Below are 25,321 nucleotides of genomic sequence, written 5' to 3'. Positions count from 1 at the left end.
ACATCGGGGCCGACAGGCGTCAACTTACGATATTCTTGCGAAATCTTAAATATATTTCCTTATTTTTCCTGACGAAAGGCCTGGGGGAAGCTCGTTTTCAATGACAGGGAGGCCCTGAGCCTTCTCTGAAGGCAGTCGGAAATACGGCTGCCTGAGAAGAAAGGTATCAACCTTCTCACCGCTTCCCCTCATCTCCATCCCCATCCGGAAGCTTCCCCATCGCTTTGTTATTTTTTTCATATCAAAAGTAAGCCGGAACCTATGGCAGAAGGAGAGAGGAGGAAGGCATTTTGTGACTTCGCTGGAACAAAATGCCTTCCTCCTCTCTCCGCCCACCACCACCCACCCTTCCTTTTTTCCCCACAAAAAAATCCCCCGGGGAATTCTCTCCCCGGAGGATCGGTACAGTCAGTCTTATACTAACTCAAGCAGAACTTCCATCGCTGCATCGCCCTTACGAAGGCCGATCTTAACGATTCTTGTGTATCCGCCGTTGCGGTTAGCATACTTTGGTGCGATCTCGTCGAACAGCTTAGCAGCCATATCTACGGACTTTGTGTTTTTCTTTCTTCCAGCCTTAGCGGTCGGAACCTCGGTTACTCCGTAGAGAACCTTTAACATCTGTCTTCTTGCGTGAAGTCTGGATGGCTTATCCTTCTTGATTTCCTTCTCAACTTCCTCGTAAACAGTTACTTTCTTTCCGTCAACGACTTCCTTCACTCTCTTGCCGTCAGCGTCCTTCTTGGCAACCTTTGCTGTTACCTTAACAGTCTCGTAGTTGTCCTTCTCCTTAACTGCAAGTGCAATTAAGCCCTCGGCGATCTTCTTTACTTCCTTGGCTCTTGCCTCAGTTGTAACGATCTTTCCGTTGTATAACAGGTTTGTCACCTGGTTTCTTAATAATGCTTTTCTCTGGCTGGAAGTTCTTCCCAGCTTTCTATATCCTGCCATTATAAAATCCTCCATTTGTGGAACATCCGCCCACGCATCTTCGGGCTTACTGGACGGATGCTTTTTGTCCATAAATCAGTTTCGGTTCAGAAGGAACCTCCCTCCTCAGAAAGGAATGCCCTTCTGCGAAGGCGGGGAACGTATTCCTCACTCTCCGCTCTCCTGCAAAGAATCTGCCCTTTGCAGGACTCCGGTTTCCCGGCTTTCGCTGTCCTCCAGCCATCTTAGGACCGTGGATTACTCCTCGCTCGGATTTAACTGTAAGCCCAGCTCCTTTAACTTGGCAAGCACCTCTTCCAGGGATTTGCGGCCCAGGTTTCTCACCTTCATCATATCCTCCGGAGTTCTGTTGCACAGCTCCTCCACAGTGTTGATGCCTGCGCGTTTTAAACAGTTGTATGAACGGACGGATAATTCCAGTTCATCAATGTTCATCTCGAGAACCTTCTCCTTCTCATTGTCTTCCTTCTCCACCATAACCTCAGCGGTTCTGGCGTTTTCGGAGAGGTCAATGAAAAGGTTCAGATGCTCGCTTAATACCTTAGCTGCAAGGCTCACTGCCTCGTCCGGAGCCAGGGTTCCGTTTGTGAAAACGTCCAGAGTCAGCTTGTCGTAATCTGTAACCTGTCCCACACGGGTGTTCTCAACAGACATGTTCACGCGCTCTACCGGAGTGTAGATGGAATCTACTGCAATCACGCCGATCGGAAGATCATCGCTCTTGTTCTTGTCAGCGCTGATGTATCCGCGTCCCTTTGTGATGGTCAGCTCCATATAGAACTTGCTGTCAGCTCCGCCGCTCAGTGTGGCGATTACCTGATCCGGATTTAAAATCTCAATGTCAGAATCAGCATTGATGTCAGCGGCTGTCACGACGCCCTCGCCCTCGAACTCGATATACGCTGTCTTAGGCTCGTTTGTTTCGCTGCTGTTCTTGATTGCCAGACTCTTGATGTTCATGATAATCTCAGTCACATCCTCCTTCACGCCGGGGATGGAACTGAACTCATGCAGAACGCCGTCGATTTTCACCTGACTTACTGCTGCTCCAGGCAAAGAAGAGAGCATAATTCTTCTTAAAGAATTTCCTAATGTAGTGCCGTAGCCTCTCTCGAGCGGTTCCACTACAAACTTGCCATATCTTTTGTCTTCTGAAATCTCAGCAATTTCAATTTTCGGTTTTTCAAAATCGAACACTAATAGCCCCTCCTTCTGGGAAGTTAATTAAGGGCTGGCCTTAATTATTTGGAGTATAACTCGACGATAAGCACTTCGTTTACAGGAACATCAATCTCGTCTCTGGTCGGTAACTCTTTTACTGTACCTCTTAAGTTCTCCTGATCAACCTCTAACCAGGCCGGTACAAGTCTTCCTGCTGTTACCTCTAATACGTCTTTATATCTCTGTGAAGATTTGTATTTCTCTTTGATCTCGATTACATCTCCGGCCTTTACCAGGTAGGACGGGATGTTTACGCACTTGCCGTTTACAAGTACGTGCTTGTGGTCAACGATCTGTCTTGTCTCTTTTCTTGTGCGGCCGAATCCCATTCTGAACAGAACGTTATCCAGTCTGGACTCCAGAATAATCATCAGGTTTGTACCAACCTGTCCGTTCATTCTGGAAGCCTTTGCATAGTAGTTTCTGAAAGGTTTCTCTAACACACCATAGATGAATTTTGCTTTCTGCTTCTCTCTTAACTGGAGACCATACTCGCTCATCTTCTTATTAGCTCTCTTTGAATTTCTATTTGATTTCTTGTCGATTCCTAAGTAAATTGGATCAAGGTCAAGAGATCTACATCTTTTAAGAACAGGAACTCTATTTACTGCCATCTTAACTCTCCTCCTATATTAGACTCTTCTGCGCTTCGGCGGACGGCATCCGTTGTGTGGTACCGGAGTTACGTCCCTGATGCTTGTTACTTCCAGACCGCAGGCCTGAAGGGCGCGGATTGCTGCCTCACGGCCTGAACCAGGTCCTTTTACCATAACGTCTACAGATTTTAATCCATGGATAAGAGCTGCCTTTGTTGCAGTTTCTGCAGCCATCTGTGCTGCATATGGAGTAGATTTCCTTGAACCTCTAAATCCCAGACCGCCTGCACTTGCCCAAGATAAAGCATTTCCCTGTGCATCTGTTAAAGTAACGATTGTGTTATTAAAAGATGACTGGATGTGCGCCTGTCCGCGTTCAACGTTTTTCTTTACACGCTTTTTTGTCACTTTCTTAGCAGTTGACACTTTTTTAGCCATTTTAAACTAACCTACTTTCTCTGATATTGAATCCTGTTAAACCTACTGTATCACCTAACCTGATTCACGTTTACATTGTTACTTAATTATTTCTTCTTGTTTGCTACTGTCTTCCTTGGTCCCTTACGTGTTCTCGCGTTGGTCTTTGTCTTCTGACCGCGAACCGGAAGGCTCTTTCTGTGACGGATTCCTCTGTAGCATCCGATCTCCTGAAGTCTCTTGATGTTCATGGCGATCTCTCTTCTTAAATCACCCTCAACAACCTGAGTATCAGCGATGATTGCTGCCAGCTTTTTAACCTCGTCGTCTGTTAAATCCTTAACACGTGTGTCAGGATTCACGCCAGCCTCTGCGAGAATGCGGTTGGAACTTGCTCTACCGATTCCGTAGATGTAAGTTAAACCGATCTCGACACGTTTTTCTCTTGGTAAATCAACACCTGAAATACGAGCCATGTGTTTAGTACACCTCCATTAGTTTTTCTTTCATTCAATCCACAAGTATTGCTAAATGCTTGATTCATATGAACAACTTATCCTGGTGGTTCACATGAAAAGCGGTGTGCGAAAAAATCAGGCAGACTATTTATCAGCCCTGTCTTTGTTTGTGCTTTGGATTTTCACAGATTACTCTGATACTGCCTTTTCTCTTGATGATCTTGCATTTTTCGCAAATTGGTTTAACCGATGATCTAACCTTCACAGTAATTCTCCTTTCCGTAATAGTCCGTCCACCTAAGGACACACAACGCGCAGTTTGTTGCATATTGCAGTCCTCAAATGCGGGCCTACAGGTACATCTATCAAACAGTCCGGCCTCTCTCAGCCTGGGTTCACAGCTTCAAAAGGGCAGATCTATTCTGATGCCTCAACAAAGTTCGCTAGAGCATTATAACACTTATTTTTATAGATTGCAAGCGGATCTTTGCTTATTTTTCCTTGTTTTTACGGGATTTTCCGGTACCCGGAGACTGCCCGGGAAGGGGAGGCTGCAGGAAGTGCAGATGGATGTAGCGGGACGGGATGGAGGATGGCGGGGAAGATAGCTCGGAGGATGGTACGGAGGAGACGGAGAATGGTACGGAGGAACGAGTGAGAAAATTTTGTTCCAGCGAAGTCACAAAATTTTCTCACTCGTTCCTCCTTCCACTACGGTGCTGCCCGCTTTCGGCTGAGCACAGAATTTTCTGCCGCCGTGCTTTTTCTGAATCGTTTTTCCTGAGCATTTCTCCCGATTGAGCGTTTCTCCCGAGCCGTCTTTTCCAGTCCTTTTTTCCGGCCCGTTTTTTCCGGTCCTTCTCCCCGTAAAACTCTCCCGCTCCGTCTTCCTCCCTATCTCCCAATCTCCCCATCTAACTATCCGCCTATCTCCCCGCTTTCATCCGCTCTGTCCCCTTCCCCCACCCCACTCTTCTCCTTCCCCAGAAAAACAGAAGGAATGTCCCGGAAGGCAGAAGAAAGGTGCGGATTTTGTGACTTCGCTGGAACAAAATCCGCACCTTTCTTCTGCCGTACCCCCATTCCCCCTGTATCTTTTCTCTCCTTCTACTTATCCCTCCAGATAATGCGTCCCTTGGAGAGATCGTAAGGGGACATTTCCAGTGTTACCCGGTCACCCGGTAAAATTCTGATATAGTTCATGCGGAGCTTTCCGCTGATGGTTGCAAGCACCTTGTGGCCGTTTTCCAGCTCTACCTGGAACATGGCGTTGGGGAGCTTCTCCACAACGGTTCCCTCAATCTCGATTACGTCTGCTTTGGACATTATACTCTACCTCCCGGCTAAATTTCTCTCTCTTTTTTCCAGTTTCTGATAAAGAGGCGGATTTCCTCATTTACTGTGGGACGTCCGGCAAGAATTGCCTCTGTGAGCCCTGCCTCTGAAAAATGTGTCGGCTGCACATGTTTTTTCTTCTTTTTCTTCGGCTTTTCCACAGGGCGCAGCTTTCCGTCCGACAGGTAAACGTATTCCGGTGTTTCCTCTGTTATGATAAAAAAGCTGTCCTTGTCATGTCCCGCAAGGGAGCGGACAAGGCTTCCGACTTTATATTCTGCCATGTTTCACCTCAAAAGTCAAGGCGGCGCAGCCCGCCGTCTGTTCCTGTCAGCGCAGAGATAAGATCTCCGGCTCATCCTCGGTTATCAGGATTGTGTTTTCATAGTGAGCTGAAAGAGAACCGTCATCTGTCACCACGGTCCAGTCATCGTCCAGCCACACAACCTCATAGGAGCCCTCGTTAATCATCGGCTCGATGGCCAGAGTCATGCCTGGCTGCAGAAGAATTCCCTTCCTGCGCCTTCTGAAATTGGGGATCTCCGGATCCTCGTGCAGGTGGGAGCCGATCCCGTGTCCTACCAGATCCCGGACTACTCCATATCCAAAGCTCTCGGCATAGGCCTGAATCGCTGTGGAAATGTCGTTCAGGTGATTGCCCGGCTTCGCAAACTTGATGCCCTCAAAAAAGCTCTGCCTTGTCACCTCAATCAGCTTCCTGGCCTCCGGGCTTATCTCCCCGATGCCGTGGGTCCTGGCTGCGTCGGAGTGGTATCCCCTGTAAATCACTCCCGCATCCAGGCTGACAATGTCGCCCTCGTCGATGATGTGATCCTTGTGGGGGATTCCATGCACCACCTCGTCATTGACCGACACGCAGATGGAAGCCGGATAGCCGTTATAGTTCTTGAAGGAGGGGATGCAGCCGTAGCTGCGGATAATTTCCTCTCCCAGCCGGTCAATGTCAAGGGTTGACATGCCCGGCCTGAGAGCCTTTGCAAGCTCCTCGTGGGTGATGGCGAGAATCCTTCCCGCCTCCCTCATCAGTTCAATCTCCCTGGGAGATTTGATGGTCACTGCCATAATATCTGCTCCTGAAATAAAATCCTGTCAACTGTATCTTCCAGGCTGCCCTGGGCAGTGCGGACTGCCCTGCCATATCCGTTCCCGGCGGCATGCCGGGGCAGATGGCCGGGCACCGCTCCGTCCAGACTTATCCGAAAATTTTTACAATGCTCTCGAATACCTGATCCATACTCTGTGTGCCGTCTACAGAAACGAGGACGCCTGCCCTCCTGTAGTAGTCGATTAACGGCTGTGTCTGCTCGTGGTAAACCGCCAGGCGCTTCTGCACAGTCTCCGGCTTGTCGTCGTCCCTGAGAACCAGCTCTGCGCCGCACTTGTCGCAGATTCCCTCTGCCTTAGGCGGAGCAAACTGTACATGGTAGGTGGCGCCGCAGGTAATGCAGGCCCTGCGCCCGCTCATTCTCGATACGATGTTCTCATCCGGTACATCCACATCAACTGCATAGTCAATCTTCTGTCCCATCTCCTCCAGAGCCTTTGTCAGGCTCTCTGCCTGAGGAATGGTCCTCGGGAAGCCGTCCAGCACATAACCGTTCACGCAGTCCTCCTTCTTGATTCTGTCGAGGAGCATTCCGATTGTCACCTCATCCGGAACCAGAAGTCCCTGATCCATGAACTCCTTCGCCTTCATACCAAGCTCTGTTCCCTCCTTGATATTCGCTCTGAAGATATCTCCGGTGGAAATGTGAGGAATCCCGTATTTCTCGGCAATCCTCTTAGCCTGTGTTCCTTTTCCCGCCCCTGGTGCGCCTAACATGATAATCTTCATAAGATCCGCCTCCCGTGTTATAAAATACCCTGATATTGAAAATGTTATATAGTTTTTATATCAGAAAAGGATTTCCCCTCTTTTTGCAGGGTTCTCCCAACCTGACTTTCCCATACCTGAGGCCTGTCTCTCTACCCGGCCTCTCCCATCGGGACGCCCCGGCCGCCGCAGTGCGATCCCCGCGGAGCGTTTTTATATAGCAGGGAACGAAGTTTCCTGTTATATAAAAAAGAAACGCCCTCTGCCGGGAGCAGGCAGCATACACATGCCGCCTTCCTCTCCCGCCCAGAAGGCGAATCGTTTAGTCGTTCAAAAAGCCTCTGTAATTTCTTACAAGCAGCTGAGCCTCTATTGCCTTGATTGTCTCCAGGATTACGCCCGCGATGATGATCAGGGACGTACCGCCGAAGGACAGTCTGTTGATATTGAACACACCGGATGCGATGATCGGGATCAGGCATACAATTACCAGACCGCAGGCACCGATGAAGATAATATAGGTCAGAATGCCTGACAGATAATCGGACGTCGGTTTTCCGGGACGGATGCCCGGGATGAAGCCGCCGGCCTTTTTCATATTGTTTGCAATCTCCAGCGGATTGAAGGTAATGGATGTGTAGAAGTACGCAAACACTACGACCAGTCCGATGTAGATTAACACGCCCACTGAATAAATCGGAGCCTCCGGACGGAACCAGGAGCTGGAATTTAAGGCCCTTAAAATATGGCCCGGTACAGAGAGCGGATCAACCTTCAGGAACTCGGAGATGACAACCGGGAAGCTCATCAGAGAGGATGCAAAGATAACCGGGATAACGCCGGCTGTGTTTACCTTCAGAGGGATGTTTGCGGACTGGCCGCCAACCATCTTTCTGCCCTGCATCTTCTTTGAATACTGTACCGGGATAATTCTCTTAGCATCCTGAAGAATAATAACAAATACCACGATGGCAGCGATAATAGCCACAATGATGACCACAGATACAACCGCAGCACCGATGGGCCTTCCCTGAACGAAGCGCTCGTACAGAGAAATCATGTCACTTGGAATCGTGGAGAGGATATTAAAGAGAAGGACTATAGAGATACCGTTCCCTACGCCGTGCTCTGTAATACGCTCACCAATCCACATGAGCATGGCGCTTCCGGCGGTCATGGCCGCAATCGTCACGATGACGCTCGGCGCTGTGAACTCCAGAAGCAATCCCTGGCCTCCGAAGCCGATTGCCATGGCTGCTGACTGCATCAGGGCAAGTCCGACTGTCAGATAGCGGGTGTATTCCTGAATTTTCTTTCTGCCCTCTTCCCCGTCACGCTGCATCTCCTCCAGTTTTGGAATCGCAATGGTGAGAAGCTGCATGATAATGGAAGATGTGATATATGGTGTGATGCTCAAAGCGAATACCGAGAGGTTCGTGAAGGAACCTCCGGTAATCGTATTGAAGAAACCAAATGCATCGTTAGACTGTCCTGAAAACAGCTCGGCAAAGAAATCCGTCTTTACGCCCGGAATGGGAAGCTGAGAACCGATACGGATCACAACTAACATCGCAAATGTAAAGAGCAGCTTCTGCCTTACCTCCTTCACTCTAAAAGCGTTCTGGAGTGTTTTTAACATACTAGATCACCTCGCAGGTTCCGCCAACAGCCTCGATCTTGGCCTTTGCTCCTTCACTTACTGCATCTACTTTTACAGTGAGCTTCTTTGTGAGCTCGCCGTTTCCGAGAATCTTAACGCCGTCGCGCGGATTCTTAACGATACCTGCTTCGATTAATGTCTCTACTGTCACTACTGTGTCATTCTCAAATCTCTCAAGAGCGCTTACATTGATGCCGATAATGTCCTTACCGTTTCTGTTTGTGAAGCCTCTCTTAGGAAGACGTCTGTATAAAGGCATCTGACCGCCTTCAAATCCCGGTCTTGTAGCTCCGGAACGTGCCTTCTGTCCTTTATGTCCTTTACCAGCAGTCTTTCCGTTTCCTGAGCCATGGCCACGGCCTCTTCTGAAGCTGTCGCTGTGCTTAGAACCTACAGCTGGCTTTAAGTTGGATAATTCCATGACTGCACCTCCTTACAAAATCTTAGTTCTCTTCAACTTTTACTAAGTGTCTAACACTCTGAATCATGCCTCTAACAGCGCCGTTGTCCGGCATCTCAACTGTCTTGTGAAGTTTGTTTAAGCCTAATGCTTCAACAGTTGCTCTCTGCTTCGGAACAGCACCGATAGGGGATTTTACTAATGTGATCTTTAATGTCTGTGCCATTTCTAATCTCCTCCTATTAGTTCAGAATCTCTTCTACAGATTTACCGCGGAGCTTTGCAACCTCTTCCGGAGTCTTTAATGCGCATAATCCTGTTAAAGTAGCTAAAACAACATTTGTCTTGTTGTTGGAACCTAAGGATTTTGTACGGATATTTTTATATCCTGCAAGCTCCAGTACGGAACGTGCCGGACCTCCGGCGATGATACCAGTACCTTCAGGAGCCTTCTTTAAAAGCACGTTAGCGCTTCCGAATTTTCCAAGGAAATCGTGCGGAATGCTGTTATTCTCATCAAACGGAACTGCTACAAGGTTCTTTGCTGCGGCCTCCTTACCCTTGCGGATAGCTTCCGGAACCTCAGCGGCCTTTCCAAGGCCGGCACCTACGTGGCCGTTCTTGTCACCAACTACTACTAATGCGGAGAATCTCATTGTACGTCCGCCCTTGACAGTCTTGGATACGCGTTTGATTGCCACTACCTTATCTTCTAACTCGAACTGGGTAGGATCAATGATTGTACGTTTCATCTGTATTGTTCTCCTTCCTACTAGAATTCCAGACCAGCCTCACGAGCTGCGTCTGCTAATGCCTGAACTTTACCCTGATAAATAAATCCGCCTCTGTCAAAGACAACTGTTTTGATACCCTTCTCTAATGCTCTCTTTGCGATTACAGTACCAACATAAGCGGCAGCCTCTACGTTGTTTGTCTTAGCAAGCTCGGCCTTAACTGCCTTCTCTGCTGTGGAAGCAGCAACTAAAGTATTGCCAACTGTATCATCAATGATCTGAGCATACATATGATTATTGCTTCTGAACACTGCTAAACGCGGTCTCTCGGCTGTACCGGAGAAACGATTGCGTAATCTAGCGTGCTTTTTCTCGCGAATTTCGCTTCTTGACTGTTTGCTAACCATCTTCACACTCTCCTTAATTATTTCTTACCTGTCTTACCAACTTTGCGTCTGATTACCTCGTCAGCGTACTTGATTCCCTTGCCCTTGTACGGCTCAGGTCTTCTCTTGTCTCTGATCTCGGCTGCGTACTGGCCAACCTTCTCTTTGCTGATACCCTTAACGATGATCTTGTTCTGTCCGTCGAGAACTGTCTCAATTCCCTCCGGATCCTCCATCTCTACCGGATGAGAGTATCCAAGGCTTAATGTGAGCTTCTTGCCCTGCTTAGCTGCCCTGTAACCAACACCGTTGATCTCGAGAACCTTCTCATATCCCTCTGTTACGCCGTGGATCATGTTGTTGATTAAGGTTCTTGTAAGGCCGTGTAAAGATTTCATCTTCTTTAAGTCGTTCGGTCTTGTAACGACGATCTGTCCGTCCTCTTCCTTGATGGACATTTCTACTGGTAACGCTCTCTCAAGTGTTCCCTTTGGACCTTTTACAGTCACTACATTGTTCTCTGCGATTGTAACAGTTACACCTGCCGGAATCGCAACTGGCATTCTTCCGATACGTGACATGCCTGTCTACCTCCTACTTAGATTTTCGGAGAAGCCGCATGGGGCTTCTCTGTTTTCAGTTTTCTATCTATGGAAATTCCCGTCAGGCCGGAGGCCTGTGGGATTTTCTATCGCGGGTTTTTGGTGGGGCAAAGAAATGCGTCTCGGGACGTATTTTCGGCCACCACAGTTCGCTCAGCTAAGCTCTGCTGTCGCCTTTGGCTCTGCATCGCTAAGATTCGCGAACGGCCTCGCACTAAATTCGCCTGTCGCCTGACGGCTCGGGCTCATTAAGTTGCTTTCGGCCTACCAAACAAATGCGAGGACCTCGCCGCCTACTCCTAAGCGTCTTGCCTCTTTGTCTGTGATAACGCCCTGGTTTGTGGAAACGATGGCGATTCCAAGGCCGCCGAGTACCTTCGGCATATCCTCTGTGTTAGCGTAAACACGGAGACCTGGCTTGGAGATTCTCTTGATACCGGAAATGATCTTCTCGTTTTTGTCCTTTCCGTATTTTAACTCGATGCGGATGGTGTTGAAACCGTTGTCCTCAACGATGTCATATTTCTTAATATATCCCTCTCTTACAAGGATGTCAGCGATAGCTAACTTCATCTTGGAAGACGGAACATCTACTGTATCGTGCTTAGCAGTGTTTGCATTACGGATTCTGGTAAGCATATCTGCAATCGGATCGCTCATTGTCATTTTGAGTTTGCCTCCTTATTTTCTCTTCATATGAGGTTCAGCCTGTTCTTCCGGACTGTTCAGATTCGGGCGCTGAACCCGGGAGAGCTTCCCGTACCCACGGGGCTTTCTCCCTGTTTTATTTGCTTTCGCGGCAAAGATGCGTTTCACCACGTTCTCTCTGCCACTACAGTCCGCTCAGCTGAGCTCTGCTCTCGCCTGCGGCTCGGCCTCGCTAAGATTCGCGGACGGCCTCGCACTAAGCTCATCCTTCGCCTGCGGCTCGGATTCGCTAAGTTGCTTTCGGCCTACCAGCTTGCCTTCTTTACTCCCGGGATTTCGCCCTTGTAAGCTAACTCGCGGAAGCAGATACGGCAGATGCCGTATTTTCTTAAATATGCGTGTGGACGGCCACAAATTCTGCAGCGGTTGTACTCTCTTGTGGAGAATTTTGCCGGACGCTGCTGTTTAATCTTCATTGAAGTCTTAGCCATGATAATCCTCCTAATTATTTCGCAAACGGCATGTTGAATAAGGTTAACAGTTCACGAGCTTCCTCGTCTGTCTTAGCGGTTGTAACGAAGATGATGTCCATACCTCTTACCTTATCAACCTTATCATACTCGATCTCCGGGAAAATCAGCTGCTCCTTGATTCCGAGCGCATAGTTTCCTCTTCCATCAAATGCGTTAGGATTTACACCGCGGAAGTCACGTACTCGCGGCAGAGCCAGGTTGATTAAACGGTCAGCAAACTCATACATCTTCTCTCCGCGAAGAGTAACCTTGCATCCGATAGCCATACCCTCTCTGATCTTGAAGTTAGCCACAGACTTCTTAGCCTTTGTTAAAACTGCCTTCTGTCCTGTGATGATTTCCATATCTCTTACTGCGGAGTCCAGAACCTTAGCGTTTTCCTTAGCCTCGCCAACACCCATGTTGACAACAATCTTGTCTAACTTCGGCACTTCCATGATATTCTTGTATCCGAATTTCTTCATCATAGCGTCTACGATTTCGCTCTGATAAATCTCTTTTAATCTAGCCACTTTTGTTCCTCCTCTCCGTAATTAGTCGATTACCTTGCCGGTAGCCTTTGCAACGCGGACTTTCTTGCCGTCTCTTACCTCAAAGCCAACTCTTGTAGCCTTGCCGTCAACAACAAGCATAACGTTGGAAATGTCAACCGGACCTTCCTGATGAACGATGCCGCCCTGCTGGTTCTGAGCGCTTGGCTTTGTGTGCTTTGTAACCATGTTGCATCCCTCAACAGTTACGGTATTCTTCTTTGTATTTACGGCGAGAATTTTGCCGGTCTTGTCTTTATCTTTACCTGTGATAATCTTTACCAGATCACCTTTTTTGATTTTATGCACAGTCGGCACCTCCTTACAGTACTTCCGGAGCCAGAGAAACGATCTTCATGAACTGCTTCTCACGAAGCTCTCTTGCTACCGGCCCAAAAATACGAGTTCCTCTTGGGTTCTTGTCATCTTTGATAATTACTGCTGCGTTCTCATCAAACTTAATGTAGGAACCGTTACTGCGGCGAGCGCCCTTAACGGAACGTACGACAACGGCCTTTACCACGTCGCCTTTTTTTACAACACCGCCTGGTGTTGCATCTTTAACGGAAGCGACGATAATGTCACCGATATTAGCATATCTTCTTGTAGATCCGCCCATAACACGGATGCAAAGAAGCTCCTTCGCACCTGTATTATCAGCAACCTTTAATCTGGTTTCCTGCTGAATCATGCCGAATACTCCTTTCTGATTAACTACCTTGCTTTCTCGATAATCTCAACAAGTCTCCATCTCTTGTCCTTGGATAAAGGTCTTGTCTCCATAACTTTTACAGTATCACCGATTCCGCACTGATTCTCCTCATCATGTGCTTTTAATTTATAAGTTCTCTTAACGATCTTGCCGTATAAAGGATGTTTTACGTGGTCTTCGATAGCAACTACAATTGTCTTGTCCATCTTGTTGCTTACTACCTTGCCAGTACGTGTTTTTCTTAAATTTCTTTCCACGGTAGAGCTTCTCCTTTCGATCATTTCCTCGTACAGAGGATTGCATCTGTTCCCTCTTCTTCAGAGGACTCCGTTATCTCATCGGGCATCGCGCAGGTTTTCCTGCCCCGCCCTGTCATCAGCCATGAAGGCTATCTATAAGCTGTGCAGATTAAGCTAACTTGGATTTCTCTGTAATAACAGTCTGAATCCTGGCGATGTTCCTGCGAACTTCCTTAATTCTGCTTGTATTGTCTAACTGGTTGGTTGCATTCTGGAATCTTAAGTTGAAAAGTTCCTTCTTAGCAGCTACTAATTCTTCATTTAATTCTGCAGCTGATTTTGCCTTTAAATCTTCTACAAACTTATTAATTTTCACTGTTATCACCGCCTTCTAAATCTGCCTTAGAAGCAATTTTGCACTTGCATGGAAGTTTGTGCATTGCAAGACGTAATGCTTCTCTCGCTGTTTCCTCTGGTACTCCCGCGATCTCAAATAATACGCGGCCTGGTTTTACTACTGCTACCCAGTATTCAAGAGCGCCTTTACCGGAACCCATTCGAGTCTCTGCCGGCTTCGCAGTTACTGGCTTATCTGGGAAAATCTTAATCCAAACCTTACCACCACGCTTGATGTAACGTGTCATGGCGATACGGGCTGCTTCAATCTGGTTGCTTCTAATCCAACATGGTTCTGTAGCGACTAAACCGAACTCACCGTAGCAAATTACGTTTCCTCTTGTAGCTTTTCCTCTCATGGAGCCACGGAACTGTTTACGACGCTTAACTCTCTTAGGCATTAACATTATTTATCGCTCCCTTCCTTATTTCCTTTCACAGGAAGAACCTCGCCTTTGTAGATCCAAACCTTAACGCCAAGCTTTCCGTAGGTTGTATCTGCCTCAGCGAAACCATAGTCAATATCTGCTCTTAATGTCTGAAGCGGGATTGTACCCTCGCTGTAGAACTCTGTACGGGCCATATCAGCACCGCCAAGACGTCCTGCAACGGCTGCCTTGATACCCTTAACTCCTGCCTTCATGGATCTGCCCATAGCGGACTTCATGGCACGGCGGAAGGAAACACGGTTCTCAAGCTGCTGTGCAATGTTCTCTGCAACCAGCTGAGCATCTCTGTCTGGTCTCTTAACCTCTTTGATGTCGATAAATAACTTCTTGTCGGTAAGCTTCTGAACCTCAGCCTTAACCTTCTCGATCTCGGAACCGCCGCGGCCGATAACCACGCCTGGCTTAGCTGTGTAGATGATTACCTTTACTCTATCAGATGCGCGCTCGATCTCAATCTTGGAAACACCGGCGCTGTATAATTTCTTCTTAAGGTATGTTCTGATCTTGTGATCCTCAACCAGATTGTCAGCAAAATCAGCTTCAGCATACCATCTTGAGTCCCAGTCTTTAATAACACCGACTCTTAAGCCGTGTGGATTAACTTTCTGTCCCATATTTGCCTCCTTAATTATCTCTCGTCAAGCACTACAGTGATGTGGCTCATTCTCTTCTCGATTCTGTAAGCTCTTCCCTGTGCTCTCGGTTTAACTCTCTTCATTGTCGGTCCCTTGTTTGCGTAGCACTCTGCTACATACAGGTTCTCAACATTCATCTGGTTGTTGTTCTCAGCGTTTGCGATTGCTGACTCTAACAGTTTCTTTATTAAAGTAGAAGCATATCTGGGATTGTAAGTTACAATACCAAGTGCTGTCTGCACGTCCTTGCCTCTGATGGCATCTAATACGAAGCATGCTTTCTGAACGGATACTCTAGCGTAAGATAACTTTGCGGATGGTCTTGTATCCTTGTTAGCATTTCTTTCTCTCTTAATCTGGGATCTATGTCCTTTAGCCATTTGTGAAACCTCCTTTCAAAGCGTAAGTCTATCTGCGGGCTTTCTTCTCGTCTTTTCCGTGGCCTCTGTAAGTTCTTGTGGCAACGAACTCACCAAGCTTGTGTCCTACCATATCCTCTGTTACGTATACCGGAACATGCTTTCTTCCGTCATGAACTGCGATTGTGTGTCCTACCATCTGTGGGAAGATAGTGGAACGGCGGGACCAGGTCTTGATAACCTGCTTCTGGCCTGCTGCGTTCATAGCATCGACTTTCTTTAAAAGATGCGCGTCTGCAAATGGTCCTTTTTTAAGTGAACGAGCCATTTAATTACCTCCTATCGAACGATTACTTGTTAGCGTTTCGTCTTCTTACGATTAACTTGTTGGACTGTTTGTTTTTCTTTCTTGTCTTAAGACCAAGAGCTGGCTTGCCCCAAGGTGTGCATGGACCTGGACGACCGATACCAGTCTTACCCTCACCACCACCGTGTGGATGGTCATTCGGGTTCATAACGGAACCGCGGACTGTAGGTCTGATACCCATGTGACGCTTTCTACCAGCCTTACCAATGTTAACCAGGTTGTGATCTCCGTTTCCTACAACGCCGATAGTAGCGCGGCAGATAATCGGAACCATTCTCATCTCGCCGGAAGGTAATCTTAATGTGGCATATTTGCCCTCTTTCGCCATTAACTGAGCGGAGTTGCCAGCGGAACGAACCAGCTGTCCGCCCTTTCCTGGGTAGAGCTCGATGTTGTGAATCTGAGCACCAACCGGAATCTCGGAAAGCGGTAAGCAGTTTCCTACCTTTGCCTCAGCCTCCGGGCCGGACATAACCTTCATTCCGTCTGTCAGTCCCTGTGGTGCCAGGATATATGCCTTCTCGCCGTCTGCGTAGCAGATTAAAGCGATATTTGCTGTTCTGTTCGGATCGTACTCAACACCGATAACGGTTGCCGGGATACCATCCTTGGAATTTCTCTTGAAATCGATGATTCTGTATTTTCTTCTGGAGCCGCCTCCGCGGTGTCTCACAGTGATTTTACCCTGATTGTTACGACCAGCGTTCTTCTTTAAGGATACTACTAAGGATTTCTCTGGTGTTGTCTTTGTGATCTCGGAGAAATCAGAGCCAGTCATATGTCTTCTGGAAGGTGTATATGGGCTGTATGTTTTGATTCCCATGACTTAAACTCCTTTCTGATGCCGGATATAGTGTTCATCCGGTTGGTTTGCCGGAGGACTTACAACGCCTCCTGGTGTGTTCTCAATAAAAAGCGACATAAGGTTCGCCGCTTCCCTTAATTATAATCCTGCGAAGATCTCAATCTCCTTGCTGTCCTCTGTCAGCTTAACGATTGCCTTCTTTGTCTTTGCAGTCTTTCCGAATACCAGACCTCTTCTCTTTGTCTTTCCGTCGAGGTTCATGGTGCTTACAGCTGCTACCTTTGTTCCTGGGAACATTCTCTCAACAGCCTCTTTGATCATGGTCTTGTTTGCTTCCGGATGAACTAAGAAAGTATATTTCTTGTCGCTCATAGCGTTCATGCTCTTCTCAGTTACAACTGGTTTGAGGATTACATCATAGAACTGAATATTTGCCATTATGCGTACACCTCCTCGATAGAAGCTACAGCAGCCTTAGTTGCCACTACAGTGTTATATTTCAGAATGTCATATACGTTGATTGTGTTTACGGAAGCTGTCTTAACTGCCGGAATATTTCTTGCAGATAATGCAGCGTTTGCGTCAGCGCCTACTACCAGGGCCTTCTCAACCTTTAAGTTCTTCAGAACCTCAGCAAATTTCTTTGTCTTGATCTCTGCGAAGCTTAACTCGTCAACAACGATGAACTTGTTCTCGTTTACTCTGCTTGTAAGAGCGGACTTGAGAGCCAGTCTCTTCTCCTTCTTGTTTAAGCGGATTGTGTAGTCACGTGGTGTCGGAGCGAATACTACGCCGCCGCCTGTCCACTGCGGAGCTCTTGTTGAACCCTGTCTTGCGTGACCTGTTCCTTTCTGTCTCCACGGTTTTCTTCCTCCGCCGGAAACTTCGGAACGTGTTTTAGCTTTCTGTGTTCCCTGACGCTTGTTGGCTAACTGAGCTACTACAGCAAGGTGAACTAAGTGCTCGTTCACTTCTACGCCGAATACAGCATCGTTTAACTCTAATGTGCCAACTTCGTTGCCTTCAATATTGTAAACAGATACGTTTGCCATCTGTATGTTCCTCCTTTCCTATAAAGCCTACTTGCTGACTTTAACAGTCTCTTTGATTGTTACTAAGGATTTCTTTGGTCCTGGCACTGCGCCCTTAACAAGGAGCAGGTTGTTCTCTGCGTCAACCTTTACAATCTCCAGATTCTGGATTGTCACTTTTACGTGGCCCATCTGACCTGGCATGCCTTTGCCCTTGAATACGCGTCCTGGTGTTGTAGCGGAACCGTTGGAACCCTGATGACGATGGAACTTGGAACCGTGAGCCATAGGTCCTCTGTGCTGGCCATGTCTCTTGATGGCGCCCTGGAATCCCTTACCTTTGGAAATAGCAGTAGCATCAATCTTGTCGCCTGCAGCGAAGATGTCTGCCTTAATCTCATCCTTTACGGAATACTCGGAAGCATTCTCAAAACGGAACTCTCTGACATATCTCTTGTAGGAGACGCCTGCCTTGTCGAAGTGTCCCTTTACCGGCTTGCTGACTAACTTCTCTCTCTTGTCAACAAAACCAACCTGTACTGCCTCGTAGCCGTCGTTCTCTGCTGTCTTAACCTGTGTAACCACACATGGTCCAGCCTGAAGAACTGTTACTGGAGTTAAAACTCCGTCTTCGTTGAAAATCTGAGTCATTCCAACTTTTGTAGCTAAAATCGCCTTCTTCATTTTTTGACCTCCTGTCTTTTTCTACAGCGGAACGCGGGATGTTTCCGCGTTCATCCTAGAACAGTCCAGAAATCTATCTAAACCCTTCAGGATAACTGACAAATCTTATTTGTTCTTCATCTTGATGTTGATGTAAACACCTGCCGGCATTTCCAGTCTGGATAAAGCATCCACTGTCTTCTGGCTTGGTGTGATGATGTCGATGAGTCTCTTGTGAGTTCTCTGCTCAAACTGCTCTCTGGAATCTTTGTACTTATGAACAGCTCTTAAGATTGTAACAACCTCTTTCTTTGTTGGTAACGGTACCGGTCCGCTCACCTTAGATCCGTTCTTCTTTACAGTCTCGATGATTTTTGCAGCAGACTGGTCAACCAGCTGATGATCATAAGCTTTCAATGTGATTCTCATTACTTGACTTGCCATAAAAAAAGTCGCCTCCTTTTCGTACTATTTGAAGCACGACAAGCGGTGACTGTACACATATCCGTGTGTGTCATACAAAACTCCACACTGAATCCTCCATATAATCAGGTATTCTCTAAAGTTGTACAGTGACTTGTCGCCAGTTTCCTAACTTGACATTCGCTCCACGGAAAACCTGCCATCTCTCAGGCAGCAACCTCACGCTTCATCGCTATCATGCCACAGCCTCTGTATCATATCATAAGTTTCCTTGAATTGCAAGGGATTTTTCAGGGTTTTTCCTCATTTTTTTCAAAGAAATTTCCGTGGATTTTCAGAGGTTTTTGGGCATTTTGACGAGGGGAGGGTGGGACGGGGATACACGGCAGAAGAAGGAGGTTTTTCAGTTCCAGCGAAGTCACTGAAAAACCTCCTTCTTCTGCTCCCCACTGTACTCCGGCCCGCCGAAAAGAGAGGAGAAAAGGTGAAGAGGAACTTCCTTTCCGGCCCCTCTCGTTTTCGCTCCCCCCGGCAAAAAGAGAAGGAAGGACAGATTTTTGTGACTTCGCTGGAACAAAAATCTGTCCTTCCTTCTCTTTCTCTTGCCCCTTTAATCCCACGGAACCGGCTCGTAGGGGTCTCTCGCGTACTCGTCGCCGTTGTTGGACTCTTTATCTACTTCAATGACGATTCCCGACTTGTTCGTCTCAAACCGTGTGCCGCTGGAGTCCTTGACGGTTGTGTCTTTGGCAATCTTGCCTGATGTATTTACAAGGTAATTGTTTCCGTCCACACGGATTACCTCGTACTTCGTGCCGCTGTCAGCCTCCTGAAGCTTTCCTTTATAAAAGAGGTAATTATTCTTCACTCCCGTGTACCCGCGGCCGGCCTTGCTGCCGCTCTCGGTAAAGTAGTACTCGCACTTTGTGCCGTCGCCCTCCTCGATATCCATGCGGCCCTTCTGCACGGAGCTTGTCTGCCTGTCGCCGAAATAGTAGGTTTCAAAATCATTTCCGTCCTTCAGGTTTCTGAGGCCGTAGACAGGGTTTCCGTCATTGTCAAACAGGTAGGTCACGCCGCCGATCTTTTCCAGATCCCGGACAGTGGCTTCCTCCACAGCCGGGCCTACCTTTGGCTCGCCGTCGCTCTCGAAATAATACCACTGTACCTCGTCCTCCACATCCCCGTCATAGTCCTCCGGCGGATAGGTGGAGTACCAGCCCACAGTCAGCTTTCCGTTGTCCTGGAGATAGCGGTAGTCGCGGAAGTTGTCCTCATCCCCGGTCACGCAGATCCAGCCGGTCTGCATCCGGCCCTCCTCGTCGAAGTAATAGTTGACGCCGTCTATCTTGTATTTTTTGTAATTGTCTCCTCCTGTTTCCGGCATGTAGCGCTTGCCGGAGCTCTGGAAGTAATACCAGTGGTGATCCTCGTCGTCCTCATAGGGGCGCATCTTGTCGTCGTCATCGTCGTCCGCATCGGGATCTTCCAGATACTGCCAGCCTGTACGCATGGTTCCGTCGTCTCCCAGATAATAGAGATCGTCATCTGCCCAGCCGGTCTGCATCTCGCCGTCGCTGTTGAAATAATACCACTTTCCGGAAATCTTCTGCCAGTTGTCGGAAACAGCCTTTCCGTCGCTCTCGAAGTAGTACCAGACCTGTCCGGCATTTGTATCCCAGCCGTCATCCTTCGGAGCCAGCTGTATCCACTTTCCGGCCACCATGATTCCGTTGGAGTCCACATAGTACTCGTCGTCCACCCAGGTGTTGAGGGCCATGTTCCCATTATAGTCGAGGTAGCGCCAGAGGCCGTCAGCCCCTTTTCTCCACTCGTTTGTCACTTTATTTCCGCTTGAATTGTAATATACCCAGTTGCCGCCGGACTGCTGCCACCCTTCGGCGAGGCTGGCCGTCGCTCCGGCCAGAGCCAGCGCGACCGAAAGGCCCAATACGGCGATTCCTTTTCTCTTCATTCAAAATCCTCCCGCAAATACCCATTTTTTCCTATCTACCATTCTAGCAAGAGCCGGACAAATATTCAAGCGAAATAATCTTTCAATTCTATTACGAAATTTTCTGCAGTATGGCTGAATCCTTTCCCCACAAAACGCAAAACCTCTTTGACACCCGTTCCTGCGGAATATATAATACTCATATGCATCATGCATAACCAAAAAAACGGCAGCCGTAAGGTTCTTTAAACCCCGGGTCTGCTGTTTTAGCCGAAAATAAAAAAAATTGTAACAATTCAGCCATATATCTTCTTGCCCGCTTGAAGCGGACAAGAAGCGTCTGGCGTCTGCCCTATGAAGATTAGGACAGGAAAACTCTTATGAAAGCACGCTTTCAACGCATTTTCCTGTCCTAATCTTCGCATGGCTGAACTGTTACAAAAAATTCAATTTTAAGGAGAACAATACATATGTGGATAGCTGACGGCTGGAAAGATTATGAAGTAATAGACTGCTCCAAAGGTGAAAAGCTGGAGCGCTGGGGCAGGTATCTGCTTGTCAGGCCGGATCCCCAGGTTATCTGGGATACGCCGAAAAGGCACAAGGGATGGAAGCGGATGAACGGCCATTATCACCGAAGCTCCAGGGGAGGAGGCGAGTGGGAATTTTTCGATCTGCCCGAGCAGTGGACCATCCGCTACAGAGAACTGACCTTCAACCTGAAGCCCTTCAGCTTCAAGCATACCGGCCTGTTTCCGGAGCAGGCCACGAACTGGGACTGGTTTGGAGAGAAGATACGAAAGGCCGGAAGACCTGTAAAGGTTCTCAACCTGTTTGCCTACACCGGAGGCGCAACCCTGGCGGCCGCCAAGGCAGGCGCCCATGTCACTCACGTGGATGCCTCCAAGGGAATGGTAGCCTGGGCCAAGGAAAATGCCCGTTCCTCCGATCTTGCCGATGCCCCCATCCGCTGGATCGTTGACGACTGCGTCAAATTTGTGGAGAGGGAAATCAGGCGCGGCAATCACTACGACGGAATTATCATGGATCCTCCGTCCTACGGAAGAGGACCTAAGGGAGAGATCTGGAAAATTGAGGATTCCATCCACCCCTTTGTGCAGCTCTGCGCCAAACTTCTGTCGGATCAGCCTCTGTTCTATCTGATTAACTCCTACACAACAGGGCTGGCTCCGTCTGTCCTCACCTACATGCTTTCCACAGAGCTGGTTCCGAAGTTCGGCGGAACGGTGCGCTCTGAGGAAATCGGCCTCCCGGTAACAGAGAGCGGACTGGTTCTCCCCTGCGGAGCCTCCGGCAGGTGGGAGAGCAAAAACTAGGCTGCCGCCTGTTTTCTCATCTTCCCCCACTGATTACCCTCCACAGAGGCCCTGCATATTTTCTCAGGAACTCTCCCAGCTTCCAGGCCAGAATCACACAGATAACCGGAATCGCCAGGTAGAGAAGCAGGGCCGTGAGGGCGGAGTGGGGAAGGAGAGCTGCTCCCAGCTTGTTGATTCCCCTCGCCAGTATAAAGTGGATAGTATAGAGAAAAAATCCGTACTTCATCCACTCCCTGGCGTCCGGCAGCCTCATTCCCGGCACCGCCATCCAGAGGGTAACAGGCACGGTAAATCGGTAGAGAACTGTCTCAAACACGGAATGCCTGACTGTGATGCCCTGGTAAAAGTAAACTGCAAGCACGGTTCCGAGCACTGCAGCGGCGGCTCTGACAGCCGTCCCCTTCCTGCCCTGCAGCCGCCGTTCCTCCAGAAAATCTTCTGCATGGAGCGCTCCGTAGGCGGCTGCGCTGTAGTAAAAGAGGGCGTCCATATTGACAATCGGTATCTGGATCAGATTTTTGATGCAGTACAGCTCCGCCGCAATCACAACAATACCGGAAACCCTGTTTTTCAAGAGGGGATACAGAAGCGGCGAGAGAGCGATCAGGAAAATAAGCTGGTACATATACCAGAACACCGGATTATAGGTAAAATGAAGCACCGCATCTGCCATAGCCGGAATGCTGAACTCCACCGCTGTCTTGTCTGAAATCCCGGCCAGATACGGGATACGTCCGGCTGCCGCATAGCCCAGGTAGTAGAGGAAATTCCAGAGCAGGTAGGGAAGCAGAACCGTCCGTATCCTCCGCTCCATCTTGGGCCCTATATCTTTATAGGAACACTTCCTGTAAAACTGGTAGGCAGACAGCATGAAAAAGCCGGGCACTGCCACCGGCCCCAGAACGTCTGCCAGAATGTGCTGGAACTGCCAGACCACTTCTGCAGCCCCGCCCTCAGCCGGAAGCGTCAGAAACATATCTGCATTATAGCTGTGAATCATCACCACCATAAGGCTGAACAGAAAGGCCGCAAAGCACACCTTATTGTAAAATTTCTTTTCTGTCAAGGGCATCCCTCCTGTCTGCCTGTCCCATCGTTTTCCTGTTCCCGAACCAGATGTTCTCTTTCATCCTGTTCTGTCTCCTTTGTCTTCTCTGTCTCCTCTGTTTTCCCTTTTCCTGTTCCGCTTTGTTTCTGCCGGTCTTCCCCGCTGCCTTCCAATATATCAAAAGCACAGCCTGTGATCGTCATTCGCCGCTCGCTTGCGCTCATTATATCCTTATACTCGGTCACAGTGCTTTCGTTTCTGCATACAGCCGGCAGATAAGATATGTCCACGCAGCCAGAGCAGTGAGCGTAAGCCCCCATGCGCTCAGGCGTCCTGACTCCATCCACGTGCCGAAGGCGGCCGCATCCAGGGTCAGCGCTGTCAGATTCGCCGCTATGTGAACAGAGGCAGCGGCTGTCACTGTGTGAAAGCGCTCTGTAAGGAATGCGAGAAAAAGTCCCATGAGCCCCGCATAAATCCCCTGCTGTACATTTCCGTGATAGATCCCGAATACAGCAGCCGTTGTCAGAGCGCAGGCCCAGACGCCAAACCTCCTTCTGAGCCTTTTATACATCAGGCCCCGGAACAGGACCTCCTCGGCAAACGGGATCAAAAAGCCAGTACAGAGGAAAGTCAGAGCTGCAGCCGCCGCGCCGCCCGCCCGGGAAACTGCCGGCTCCGCGGCGCTCACAGCCGTCTGTGCCAGCGCAGATTCAGAAATCTCTGCCGGCACCAGGGCAGCTGCGGAAAGGCAGATGAGTCCGCTCATCCCAATACAGTAGCAGACACCTGCGGCGGGAAGCTTCCAGGCAGCTCTCACCCATTTTCCCTTGCTCTGCGGTCCTCCAAACCGGCCGCCTCCCTCCTGCTCCATCCTGATATTTCCAGGCCTCGGCCAGTACCAGAAAATTATGACAGCCGCCCCCATGCCGCTTGCAGCCTGGGGAAGAACCTCAGTCAGAAACACAGCCGCTCCCGCCTCCCCGGCAGAAGCCCAAATACCTGACATACGCCAAACAGCTTCCAGAACAATCAGTGCCGTCTCCGCTGCAAGCCCGTAGAACAGCAGGGGCAGAAATGCGCTCAGGACAATCTCTGCAGTTTTATGGCTTCCTGCATCTGGCTTTTCTGTCTGTCTCCTCTCGGCGCCTGTCATTTCAGCCCTCCATCTCTCCGTTCCCCGTCTTTTATCTTTCTGCTCCATCCGGGTTTCAGCCCTATGCCCCTCCGGCCAGCTCCATGGCTTTCCCGGCATCCAGCATTCCGCCTGTGGCCGTCTTTCCATCCATAGCGCTGTTCTCCTTTACAGAGGAGAGGATGAGCTGGCGAAGTCTTCCCGCATCTGTATCCGGGTAAGCAGATTTTATCATGGCAGCAACTCCCGTCACCATGGGAGCTGCCATGGAGGTTCCGCTCATGTAGGCGTACTGGTTTCCGGAGATCGTGCTGAGAATATACTTTCCCGGAGCTGCCAGGTCAACGCCTGCCGGGCCGTAGTTGGAGCTGGGATCCAGGTTTCCGTCCAGCCTCATGCTGGCCACGGAGATCACATTGTCCAGGTCAAAGGCCGCCGGGTACACCGGAGACTCATCAATATTGATACCGTTTCCGCTTCTGTCGCCGTTTCCGGCGGCAACCACGAAGAGCATGCCGGAATTTTTCATAGTGTCATAGAGCTCCTGATTAAATCTGGCTGTGCCGAAGCTCAGATTGCAGATAGATGCCCCGTTGGCCTCTGCGTAGCGTATGGCCTGAGCCACATGTTCCGGCGTCCCAATCCCCTCTTCCGTTCCCAGGACTTTGATTGGCATAATCTTCACATAGGCAGGATCGCAGATGCCGGTGATCCCTCTCCCGTTTTTAGCCGCAGCAATGGTTCCGGCCGAGTGAGTTCCGTGGTTATCCTCCCTGCCTGAATAGAGCTGATTATTTCCGGCATAGAAGTTCCATCCGTTCACATCGTCCACATAGCCGTTTCCGTCATTGTCTGTCCCGTCTCCGGGGGTCTCATCTGCATTTGTCCAGATTCCGCCGGACAGCTCCTCATGATCCGTCTGAATTCCCGTGTCGATAACAGCCACAACCGTTTCGGTTTTCCCCTCCACGGCATCATAGGCAGCTCTGGCAGGAGTCAGGTTGATATCCATCCCTGCTTTGGCAAAGGTAGTTCCCCGGCTGTCCACCTCAGGCCCGTAGGCAGGCCCGCCTGTCCGGGAGGTCAGATTCTGAAACGCGGCTCCCTCCCCGCTGTTTTTGTCAGTCAGACGAAACAGGCCATTGTTCAGGAATCCCCACTGATACTCATTGTAAGGGTCTCCTCCTGGATAGGCCTGTGTTCCCGGGCCCGCGGCAAACGCCCTCACGGCCCTCTCCTTTTCCTGTACCTCTGGCAGAGAAGACCTTACCGGTACCGGAAGGGCTGAACATCCCGCCTGCAGCAAGGCTGCAGCCGACAGTACAGCTGCAGGCAGAAGCACTGCAGACAGAAGCGCCCCGGACACGGCCGGAGCCCTGAAAAGCTCCCGTCTCTGTTCCCTGCTGTTTACTTTTCTCATATTATTCCTTTTCCTCATCATGACTCCGGCCTTTCACGCT

The 25,321-nt window shown here is 49.2% G+C and carries 38 protein-coding genes; 1 reads left to right on the top strand and 37 read right to left on the bottom strand.

Annotation, left to right across the window (positions count from 1 at the left end; translation table 11 throughout):
- Nucleotides 1-414: 414 nt before the first annotated feature.
- The 33 genes from LK436_RS04770 to LK436_RS04610 all read right to left on the bottom strand — a co-directional run bounded on the left by LK436_RS04770 (nucleotide 415) and on the right by LK436_RS04610 (nucleotide 20,359).
- Complete coding sequence (locus LK436_RS04770; RefSeq protein ID WP_015574664.1) at nucleotides 415-951, bottom strand: bL17 family ribosomal protein; 537 nt, start codon at nucleotides 949-951, stop codon at nucleotides 415-417.
- A 237-nt stretch (nucleotides 952-1,188) separates the two neighbouring features.
- Nucleotides 1,189-2,148: a DNA-directed RNA polymerase subunit alpha gene (locus tag LK436_RS04765; protein WP_008396298.1), complete on the bottom strand. Its 960-nt coding sequence runs from the start codon at nucleotides 2,146-2,148 to the stop codon at nucleotides 1,189-1,191.
- Between the two features lie 44 nt (nucleotides 2,149-2,192).
- Entirely contained in the window at nucleotides 2,193-2,786 is a 594-nt protein-coding gene (gene rpsD, locus LK436_RS04760) for a 30S ribosomal protein S4 (RefSeq protein WP_008396299.1), read from the bottom strand.
- An 18-nt stretch (nucleotides 2,787-2,804) separates the two neighbouring features.
- Entirely contained in the window at nucleotides 2,805-3,206 is a 402-nt protein-coding gene (gene rpsK, locus LK436_RS04755; RefSeq protein ID WP_008396300.1) for a 30S ribosomal protein S11, read from the bottom strand.
- An 86-nt stretch (nucleotides 3,207-3,292) separates the two neighbouring features.
- Complete coding sequence (gene rpsM, locus LK436_RS04750) at nucleotides 3,293-3,661, bottom strand: 30S ribosomal protein S13 (RefSeq protein WP_008396301.1); 369 nt, start codon at nucleotides 3,659-3,661, stop codon at nucleotides 3,293-3,295.
- Nucleotides 3,662-3,794: 133 nt separating this feature from the next.
- Nucleotides 3,795-3,908: a 50S ribosomal protein L36 gene (rpmJ, locus tag LK436_RS04745; RefSeq protein WP_003497809.1), complete on the bottom strand. Its 114-nt coding sequence runs from the start codon at nucleotides 3,906-3,908 to the stop codon at nucleotides 3,795-3,797.
- Between the two features lie 842 nt (nucleotides 3,909-4,750).
- Nucleotides 4,751-4,969, bottom strand: a complete 219-nt coding sequence (gene infA, locus LK436_RS04740) for a translation initiation factor IF-1 (RefSeq protein WP_008396304.1) — start codon at nucleotides 4,967-4,969, stop codon at nucleotides 4,751-4,753.
- Nucleotides 4,970-4,986: 17 nt separating this feature from the next.
- Nucleotides 4,987-5,262, bottom strand: coding sequence for a KOW domain-containing RNA-binding protein (locus LK436_RS04735; RefSeq protein WP_008396305.1), 276 nt, complete (start codon nucleotides 5,260-5,262; stop codon nucleotides 4,987-4,989).
- Nucleotides 5,263-5,308: 46 nt separating this feature from the next.
- On the bottom strand, nucleotides 5,309-6,061 hold the full coding sequence (gene map, locus LK436_RS04730; RefSeq protein WP_008396306.1) for a type I methionyl aminopeptidase: 753 nt from the start codon (nucleotides 6,059-6,061) through the stop codon (nucleotides 5,309-5,311).
- A gap of 130 nt (nucleotides 6,062-6,191) precedes the next feature.
- The gene (locus LK436_RS04725) at nucleotides 6,192-6,833 is read right to left on the bottom strand and encodes an adenylate kinase (RefSeq protein WP_008396308.1); all 642 of its coding nucleotides are present in this window, start codon (nucleotides 6,831-6,833) and stop codon (nucleotides 6,192-6,194) included.
- 301 nt (nucleotides 6,834-7,134) lie between these two features.
- Nucleotides 7,135-8,451, bottom strand: coding sequence for a preprotein translocase subunit SecY (gene secY / locus LK436_RS04720; protein WP_008396310.1), 1,317 nt, complete (start codon nucleotides 8,449-8,451; stop codon nucleotides 7,135-7,137).
- Between the two features lies 1 nt (nucleotide 8,452).
- Entirely contained in the window at nucleotides 8,453-8,893 is a 441-nt protein-coding gene (rplO, locus tag LK436_RS04715) for a 50S ribosomal protein L15 (RefSeq protein WP_008396311.1), read from the bottom strand.
- 22 nt (nucleotides 8,894-8,915) lie between these two features.
- Nucleotides 8,916-9,098: a 50S ribosomal protein L30 gene (rpmD, locus tag LK436_RS04710; protein WP_008396312.1), complete on the bottom strand. Its 183-nt coding sequence runs from the start codon at nucleotides 9,096-9,098 to the stop codon at nucleotides 8,916-8,918.
- Nucleotides 9,099-9,114: 16 nt separating this feature from the next.
- A complete protein-coding gene (gene rpsE, locus LK436_RS04705) occupies nucleotides 9,115-9,624 on the bottom strand; it encodes a 30S ribosomal protein S5 (protein WP_008396313.1) in 510 nt (169 codons plus the stop codon).
- Nucleotides 9,625-9,644: 20 nt separating this feature from the next.
- The gene (gene rplR, locus LK436_RS04700) at nucleotides 9,645-10,013 is read right to left on the bottom strand and encodes a 50S ribosomal protein L18 (RefSeq protein ID WP_008396314.1); all 369 of its coding nucleotides are present in this window, start codon (nucleotides 10,011-10,013) and stop codon (nucleotides 9,645-9,647) included.
- Nucleotides 10,014-10,030: 17 nt separating this feature from the next.
- Nucleotides 10,031-10,573, bottom strand: coding sequence for a 50S ribosomal protein L6 (gene rplF / locus LK436_RS04695; RefSeq protein ID WP_015544466.1), 543 nt, complete (start codon nucleotides 10,571-10,573; stop codon nucleotides 10,031-10,033).
- A 285-nt stretch (nucleotides 10,574-10,858) separates the two neighbouring features.
- The gene (gene rpsH / locus LK436_RS04690; protein WP_008396316.1) at nucleotides 10,859-11,260 is read right to left on the bottom strand and encodes a 30S ribosomal protein S8; all 402 of its coding nucleotides are present in this window, start codon (nucleotides 11,258-11,260) and stop codon (nucleotides 10,859-10,861) included.
- Nucleotides 11,261-11,547: 287 nt separating this feature from the next.
- Complete coding sequence (locus LK436_RS04685; RefSeq protein WP_008396318.1) at nucleotides 11,548-11,733, bottom strand: type Z 30S ribosomal protein S14; 186 nt, start codon at nucleotides 11,731-11,733, stop codon at nucleotides 11,548-11,550.
- A 14-nt stretch (nucleotides 11,734-11,747) separates the two neighbouring features.
- A complete protein-coding gene (gene rplE, locus LK436_RS04680; RefSeq protein ID WP_008396319.1) occupies nucleotides 11,748-12,287 on the bottom strand; it encodes a 50S ribosomal protein L5 in 540 nt (179 codons plus the stop codon).
- Nucleotides 12,288-12,308: 21 nt separating this feature from the next.
- The gene (rplX, locus tag LK436_RS04675) at nucleotides 12,309-12,614 is read right to left on the bottom strand and encodes a 50S ribosomal protein L24 (protein ID WP_008396320.1); all 306 of its coding nucleotides are present in this window, start codon (nucleotides 12,612-12,614) and stop codon (nucleotides 12,309-12,311) included.
- 13 nt (nucleotides 12,615-12,627) lie between these two features.
- A complete protein-coding gene (gene rplN / locus LK436_RS04670; RefSeq protein ID WP_008396321.1) occupies nucleotides 12,628-12,996 on the bottom strand; it encodes a 50S ribosomal protein L14 in 369 nt (122 codons plus the stop codon).
- 23 nt (nucleotides 12,997-13,019) lie between these two features.
- Nucleotides 13,020-13,298, bottom strand: a complete 279-nt coding sequence (gene rpsQ, locus LK436_RS04665) for a 30S ribosomal protein S17 (RefSeq protein WP_008396322.1) — start codon at nucleotides 13,296-13,298, stop codon at nucleotides 13,020-13,022.
- A gap of 127 nt (nucleotides 13,299-13,425) precedes the next feature.
- Nucleotides 13,426-13,632: a 50S ribosomal protein L29 gene (rpmC, locus tag LK436_RS04660; protein WP_008396323.1), complete on the bottom strand. Its 207-nt coding sequence runs from the start codon at nucleotides 13,630-13,632 to the stop codon at nucleotides 13,426-13,428.
- Nucleotides 13,622-14,059, bottom strand: coding sequence for a 50S ribosomal protein L16 (gene rplP, locus LK436_RS04655; protein WP_008396324.1), 438 nt, complete (start codon nucleotides 14,057-14,059; stop codon nucleotides 13,622-13,624). Before rplP ends, rpmC begins: the two co-directional genes overlap by 11 nt.
- Nucleotides 14,059-14,715: a 30S ribosomal protein S3 gene (rpsC, locus tag LK436_RS04650; protein WP_008396325.1), complete on the bottom strand. Its 657-nt coding sequence runs from the start codon at nucleotides 14,713-14,715 to the stop codon at nucleotides 14,059-14,061. Before rpsC ends, rplP begins: the two co-directional genes overlap by 1 nt.
- A gap of 14 nt (nucleotides 14,716-14,729) precedes the next feature.
- Complete coding sequence (rplV, locus tag LK436_RS04645; protein ID WP_008396326.1) at nucleotides 14,730-15,116, bottom strand: 50S ribosomal protein L22; 387 nt, start codon at nucleotides 15,114-15,116, stop codon at nucleotides 14,730-14,732.
- 28 nt (nucleotides 15,117-15,144) lie between these two features.
- On the bottom strand, nucleotides 15,145-15,423 hold the full coding sequence (rpsS, locus tag LK436_RS04640) for a 30S ribosomal protein S19 (RefSeq protein WP_008396327.1): 279 nt from the start codon (nucleotides 15,421-15,423) through the stop codon (nucleotides 15,145-15,147).
- Nucleotides 15,424-15,445: 22 nt separating this feature from the next.
- Nucleotides 15,446-16,285 carry a 50S ribosomal protein L2 gene (gene rplB / locus LK436_RS04635; RefSeq protein WP_015544470.1) on the bottom strand — a complete coding sequence of 280 codons (840 nt, stop codon included), beginning with the start codon at nucleotides 16,283-16,285 and terminating at the stop codon, nucleotides 15,446-15,448.
- Between the two features lie 120 nt (nucleotides 16,286-16,405).
- A complete protein-coding gene (gene rplW / locus LK436_RS04630; protein ID WP_008396329.1) occupies nucleotides 16,406-16,705 on the bottom strand; it encodes a 50S ribosomal protein L23 in 300 nt (99 codons plus the stop codon).
- The gene (gene rplD, locus LK436_RS04625; RefSeq protein WP_008396330.1) at nucleotides 16,705-17,319 is read right to left on the bottom strand and encodes a 50S ribosomal protein L4; all 615 of its coding nucleotides are present in this window, start codon (nucleotides 17,317-17,319) and stop codon (nucleotides 16,705-16,707) included. The genes rplW and rplD overlap by 1 nt, the downstream gene beginning before the upstream one ends.
- 27 nt (nucleotides 17,320-17,346) lie before the next feature.
- On the bottom strand, nucleotides 17,347-17,982 hold the full coding sequence (rplC, locus tag LK436_RS04620; protein ID WP_008396331.1) for a 50S ribosomal protein L3: 636 nt from the start codon (nucleotides 17,980-17,982) through the stop codon (nucleotides 17,347-17,349).
- A gap of 105 nt (nucleotides 17,983-18,087) precedes the next feature.
- Nucleotides 18,088-18,405: a 30S ribosomal protein S10 gene (rpsJ, locus tag LK436_RS04615; protein ID WP_008396332.1), complete on the bottom strand. Its 318-nt coding sequence runs from the start codon at nucleotides 18,403-18,405 to the stop codon at nucleotides 18,088-18,090.
- 589 nt (nucleotides 18,406-18,994) lie between these two features.
- Entirely contained in the window at nucleotides 18,995-20,359 is a 1,365-nt protein-coding gene (locus tag LK436_RS04610; protein ID WP_008396334.1) for a cell wall-binding protein, read from the bottom strand.
- Between the two features lie 449 nt (nucleotides 20,360-20,808).
- Here LK436_RS04610 and LK436_RS04605 point away from each other — a divergent pair, with 449 nt between their 5' ends.
- On the top strand, nucleotides 20,809-21,675 hold the full coding sequence (locus LK436_RS04605) for a class I SAM-dependent methyltransferase (RefSeq protein ID WP_008396336.1): 867 nt from the start codon (nucleotides 20,809-20,811) through the stop codon (nucleotides 21,673-21,675).
- A gap of 16 nt (nucleotides 21,676-21,691) precedes the next feature.
- Here LK436_RS04605 and LK436_RS04600 read toward each other — a convergent pair whose 3' ends face one another.
- From LK436_RS04600 to LK436_RS04585, 4 genes are read right to left on the bottom strand one after another with little or no spacing between them, the layout of a single operon-like run.
- Nucleotides 21,692-22,744, bottom strand: a complete 1,053-nt coding sequence (locus tag LK436_RS04600; RefSeq protein WP_044930706.1) for an acyltransferase family protein — start codon at nucleotides 22,742-22,744, stop codon at nucleotides 21,692-21,694.
- A complete protein-coding gene (locus tag LK436_RS04595) occupies nucleotides 22,741-22,950 on the bottom strand; it encodes a hypothetical protein (RefSeq protein ID WP_147355626.1) in 210 nt (69 codons plus the stop codon). Before LK436_RS04595 ends, LK436_RS04600 begins: the two co-directional genes overlap by 4 nt.
- 17 nt (nucleotides 22,951-22,967) lie before the next feature.
- The gene (locus tag LK436_RS04590) at nucleotides 22,968-24,011 is read right to left on the bottom strand and encodes a CPBP family intramembrane glutamic endopeptidase (protein WP_227910172.1); all 1,044 of its coding nucleotides are present in this window, start codon (nucleotides 24,009-24,011) and stop codon (nucleotides 22,968-22,970) included.
- Entirely contained in the window at nucleotides 23,944-25,281 is a 1,338-nt protein-coding gene (locus tag LK436_RS04585; RefSeq protein WP_147594788.1) for a S8 family peptidase, read from the bottom strand. Before LK436_RS04585 ends, LK436_RS04590 begins: the two co-directional genes overlap by 68 nt.
- Nucleotides 25,282-25,321: the final 40 nt, after the last annotated feature.

This window comes from Clostridium sp. M62/1 (assembly GCF_020736365.1).
Taxonomy (GTDB): domain Bacteria; phylum Bacillota; class Clostridia; order Lachnospirales; family Lachnospiraceae; genus Otoolea; species Otoolea saccharolyticum_A.
Note: the sequence above shows the minus strand (reverse complement) of the source record. Positions and strands in the feature narration are given on the sequence as shown.

Excerpts from the sequence above, each read along its gene's own strand:
- LK436_RS04610 (WP_008396334.1), bottom strand. The coding sequence starts at position 20,359 with ATGAAGAGAAAAGGAATCGCCGTATTGGGCCTTTCGGTCGCGCTGGCT.
- rplD (WP_008396330.1), bottom strand. The coding sequence starts at position 17,319 with ATGGCAAACGTATCTGTTTACAATATTGAAGGCAACGAAGTTGGCACA.
- rplC (WP_008396331.1), bottom strand. The coding sequence starts at position 17,982 with ATGAAGAAGGCGATTTTAGCTACAAAAGTTGGAATGACTCAGATTTTC.
- rplF (WP_015544466.1), bottom strand. The coding sequence starts at position 10,573 with ATGTCACGTATCGGAAGAATGCCAGTTGCGATTCCGGCAGGTGTAACT.
- LK436_RS04585 (WP_147594788.1), bottom strand. The coding sequence starts at position 25,281 with ATGAGAAAAGTAAACAGCAGGGAACAGAGACGGGAGCTTTTCAGGGCT.
- rplR (WP_008396314.1), bottom strand. The coding sequence starts at position 10,013 with ATGGTTAGCAAACAGTCAAGAAGCGAAATTCGCGAGAAAAAGCACGCT.
- LK436_RS04595 (WP_147355626.1), bottom strand. The coding sequence starts at position 22,950 with ATGAGCGCAAGCGAGCGGCGAATGACGATCACAGGCTGTGCTTTTGAT.
- LK436_RS04685 (WP_008396318.1), bottom strand. The coding sequence starts at position 11,733 with ATGGCTAAGACTTCAATGAAGATTAAACAGCAGCGTCCGGCAAAATTC.
- rpsQ (WP_008396322.1), bottom strand. The coding sequence starts at position 13,298 with ATGATCGAAAGGAGAAGCTCTACCGTGGAAAGAAATTTAAGAAAAACA.
- rpsH (WP_008396316.1), bottom strand. The coding sequence starts at position 11,260 with ATGACAATGAGCGATCCGATTGCAGATATGCTTACCAGAATCCGTAAT.
- secY (WP_008396310.1), bottom strand. The coding sequence starts at position 8,451 with ATGTTAAAAACACTCCAGAACGCTTTTAGAGTGAAGGAGGTAAGGCAG.
- rplP (WP_008396324.1), bottom strand. The coding sequence starts at position 14,059 with ATGTTAATGCCTAAGAGAGTTAAGCGTCGTAAACAGTTCCGTGGCTCC.
- rpsD (WP_008396299.1), bottom strand. The coding sequence starts at position 2,786 with ATGGCAGTAAATAGAGTTCCTGTTCTTAAAAGATGTAGATCTCTTGAC.
- rpsE (WP_008396313.1), bottom strand. The coding sequence starts at position 9,624 with ATGAAACGTACAATCATTGATCCTACCCAGTTCGAGTTAGAAGATAAG.
- rpsM (WP_008396301.1), bottom strand. The coding sequence starts at position 3,661 with ATGGCTCGTATTTCAGGTGTTGATTTACCAAGAGAAAAACGTGTCGAG.
- LK436_RS04605 (WP_008396336.1), top strand. The coding sequence starts at position 20,809 with ATGTGGATAGCTGACGGCTGGAAAGATTATGAAGTAATAGACTGCTCC.
- rpsJ (WP_008396332.1), bottom strand. The coding sequence starts at position 18,405 with ATGGCAAGTCAAGTAATGAGAATCACATTGAAAGCTTATGATCATCAG.
- rpmD (WP_008396312.1), bottom strand. The coding sequence starts at position 9,098 with ATGGCACAGACATTAAAGATCACATTAGTAAAATCCCCTATCGGTGCT.
- LK436_RS04770 (WP_015574664.1), bottom strand. The coding sequence starts at position 951 with ATGGCAGGATATAGAAAGCTGGGAAGAACTTCCAGCCAGAGAAAAGCA.
- map (WP_008396306.1), bottom strand. The coding sequence starts at position 6,061 with ATGGCAGTGACCATCAAATCTCCCAGGGAGATTGAACTGATGAGGGAG.
- rplN (WP_008396321.1), bottom strand. The coding sequence starts at position 12,996 with ATGATTCAGCAGGAAACCAGATTAAAGGTTGCTGATAATACAGGTGCG.
- rpsK (WP_008396300.1), bottom strand. The coding sequence starts at position 3,206 with ATGGCTAAAAAAGTGTCAACTGCTAAGAAAGTGACAAAAAAGCGTGTA.
- infA (WP_008396304.1), bottom strand. The coding sequence starts at position 4,969 with ATGTCCAAAGCAGACGTAATCGAGATTGAGGGAACCGTTGTGGAGAAG.
- rplW (WP_008396329.1), bottom strand. The coding sequence starts at position 16,705 with ATGGCAAATATTCAGTTCTATGATGTAATCCTCAAACCAGTTGTAACT.
- rplV (WP_008396326.1), bottom strand. The coding sequence starts at position 15,116 with ATGGCTAAAGGACATAGATCCCAGATTAAGAGAGAAAGAAATGCTAAC.
- rplO (WP_008396311.1), bottom strand. The coding sequence starts at position 8,893 with ATGGAATTATCCAACTTAAAGCCAGCTGTAGGTTCTAAGCACAGCGAC.
- rpsC (WP_008396325.1), bottom strand. The coding sequence starts at position 14,715 with ATGGGACAGAAAGTTAATCCACACGGCTTAAGAGTCGGTGTTATTAAA.
- LK436_RS04735 (WP_008396305.1), bottom strand. The coding sequence starts at position 5,262 with ATGGCAGAATATAAAGTCGGAAGCCTTGTCCGCTCCCTTGCGGGACAT.
- LK436_RS04725 (WP_008396308.1), bottom strand. The coding sequence starts at position 6,833 with ATGAAGATTATCATGTTAGGCGCACCAGGGGCGGGAAAAGGAACACAG.
- LK436_RS04590 (WP_227910172.1), bottom strand. The coding sequence starts at position 24,011 with ATGGAAAGACGGCCACAGGCGGAATGCTGGATGCCGGGAAAGCCATGG.
- rplB (WP_015544470.1), bottom strand. The coding sequence starts at position 16,285 with ATGGGAATCAAAACATACAGCCCATATACACCTTCCAGAAGACATATG.
- rpsS (WP_008396327.1), bottom strand. The coding sequence starts at position 15,423 with ATGGCTCGTTCACTTAAAAAAGGACCATTTGCAGACGCGCATCTTTTA.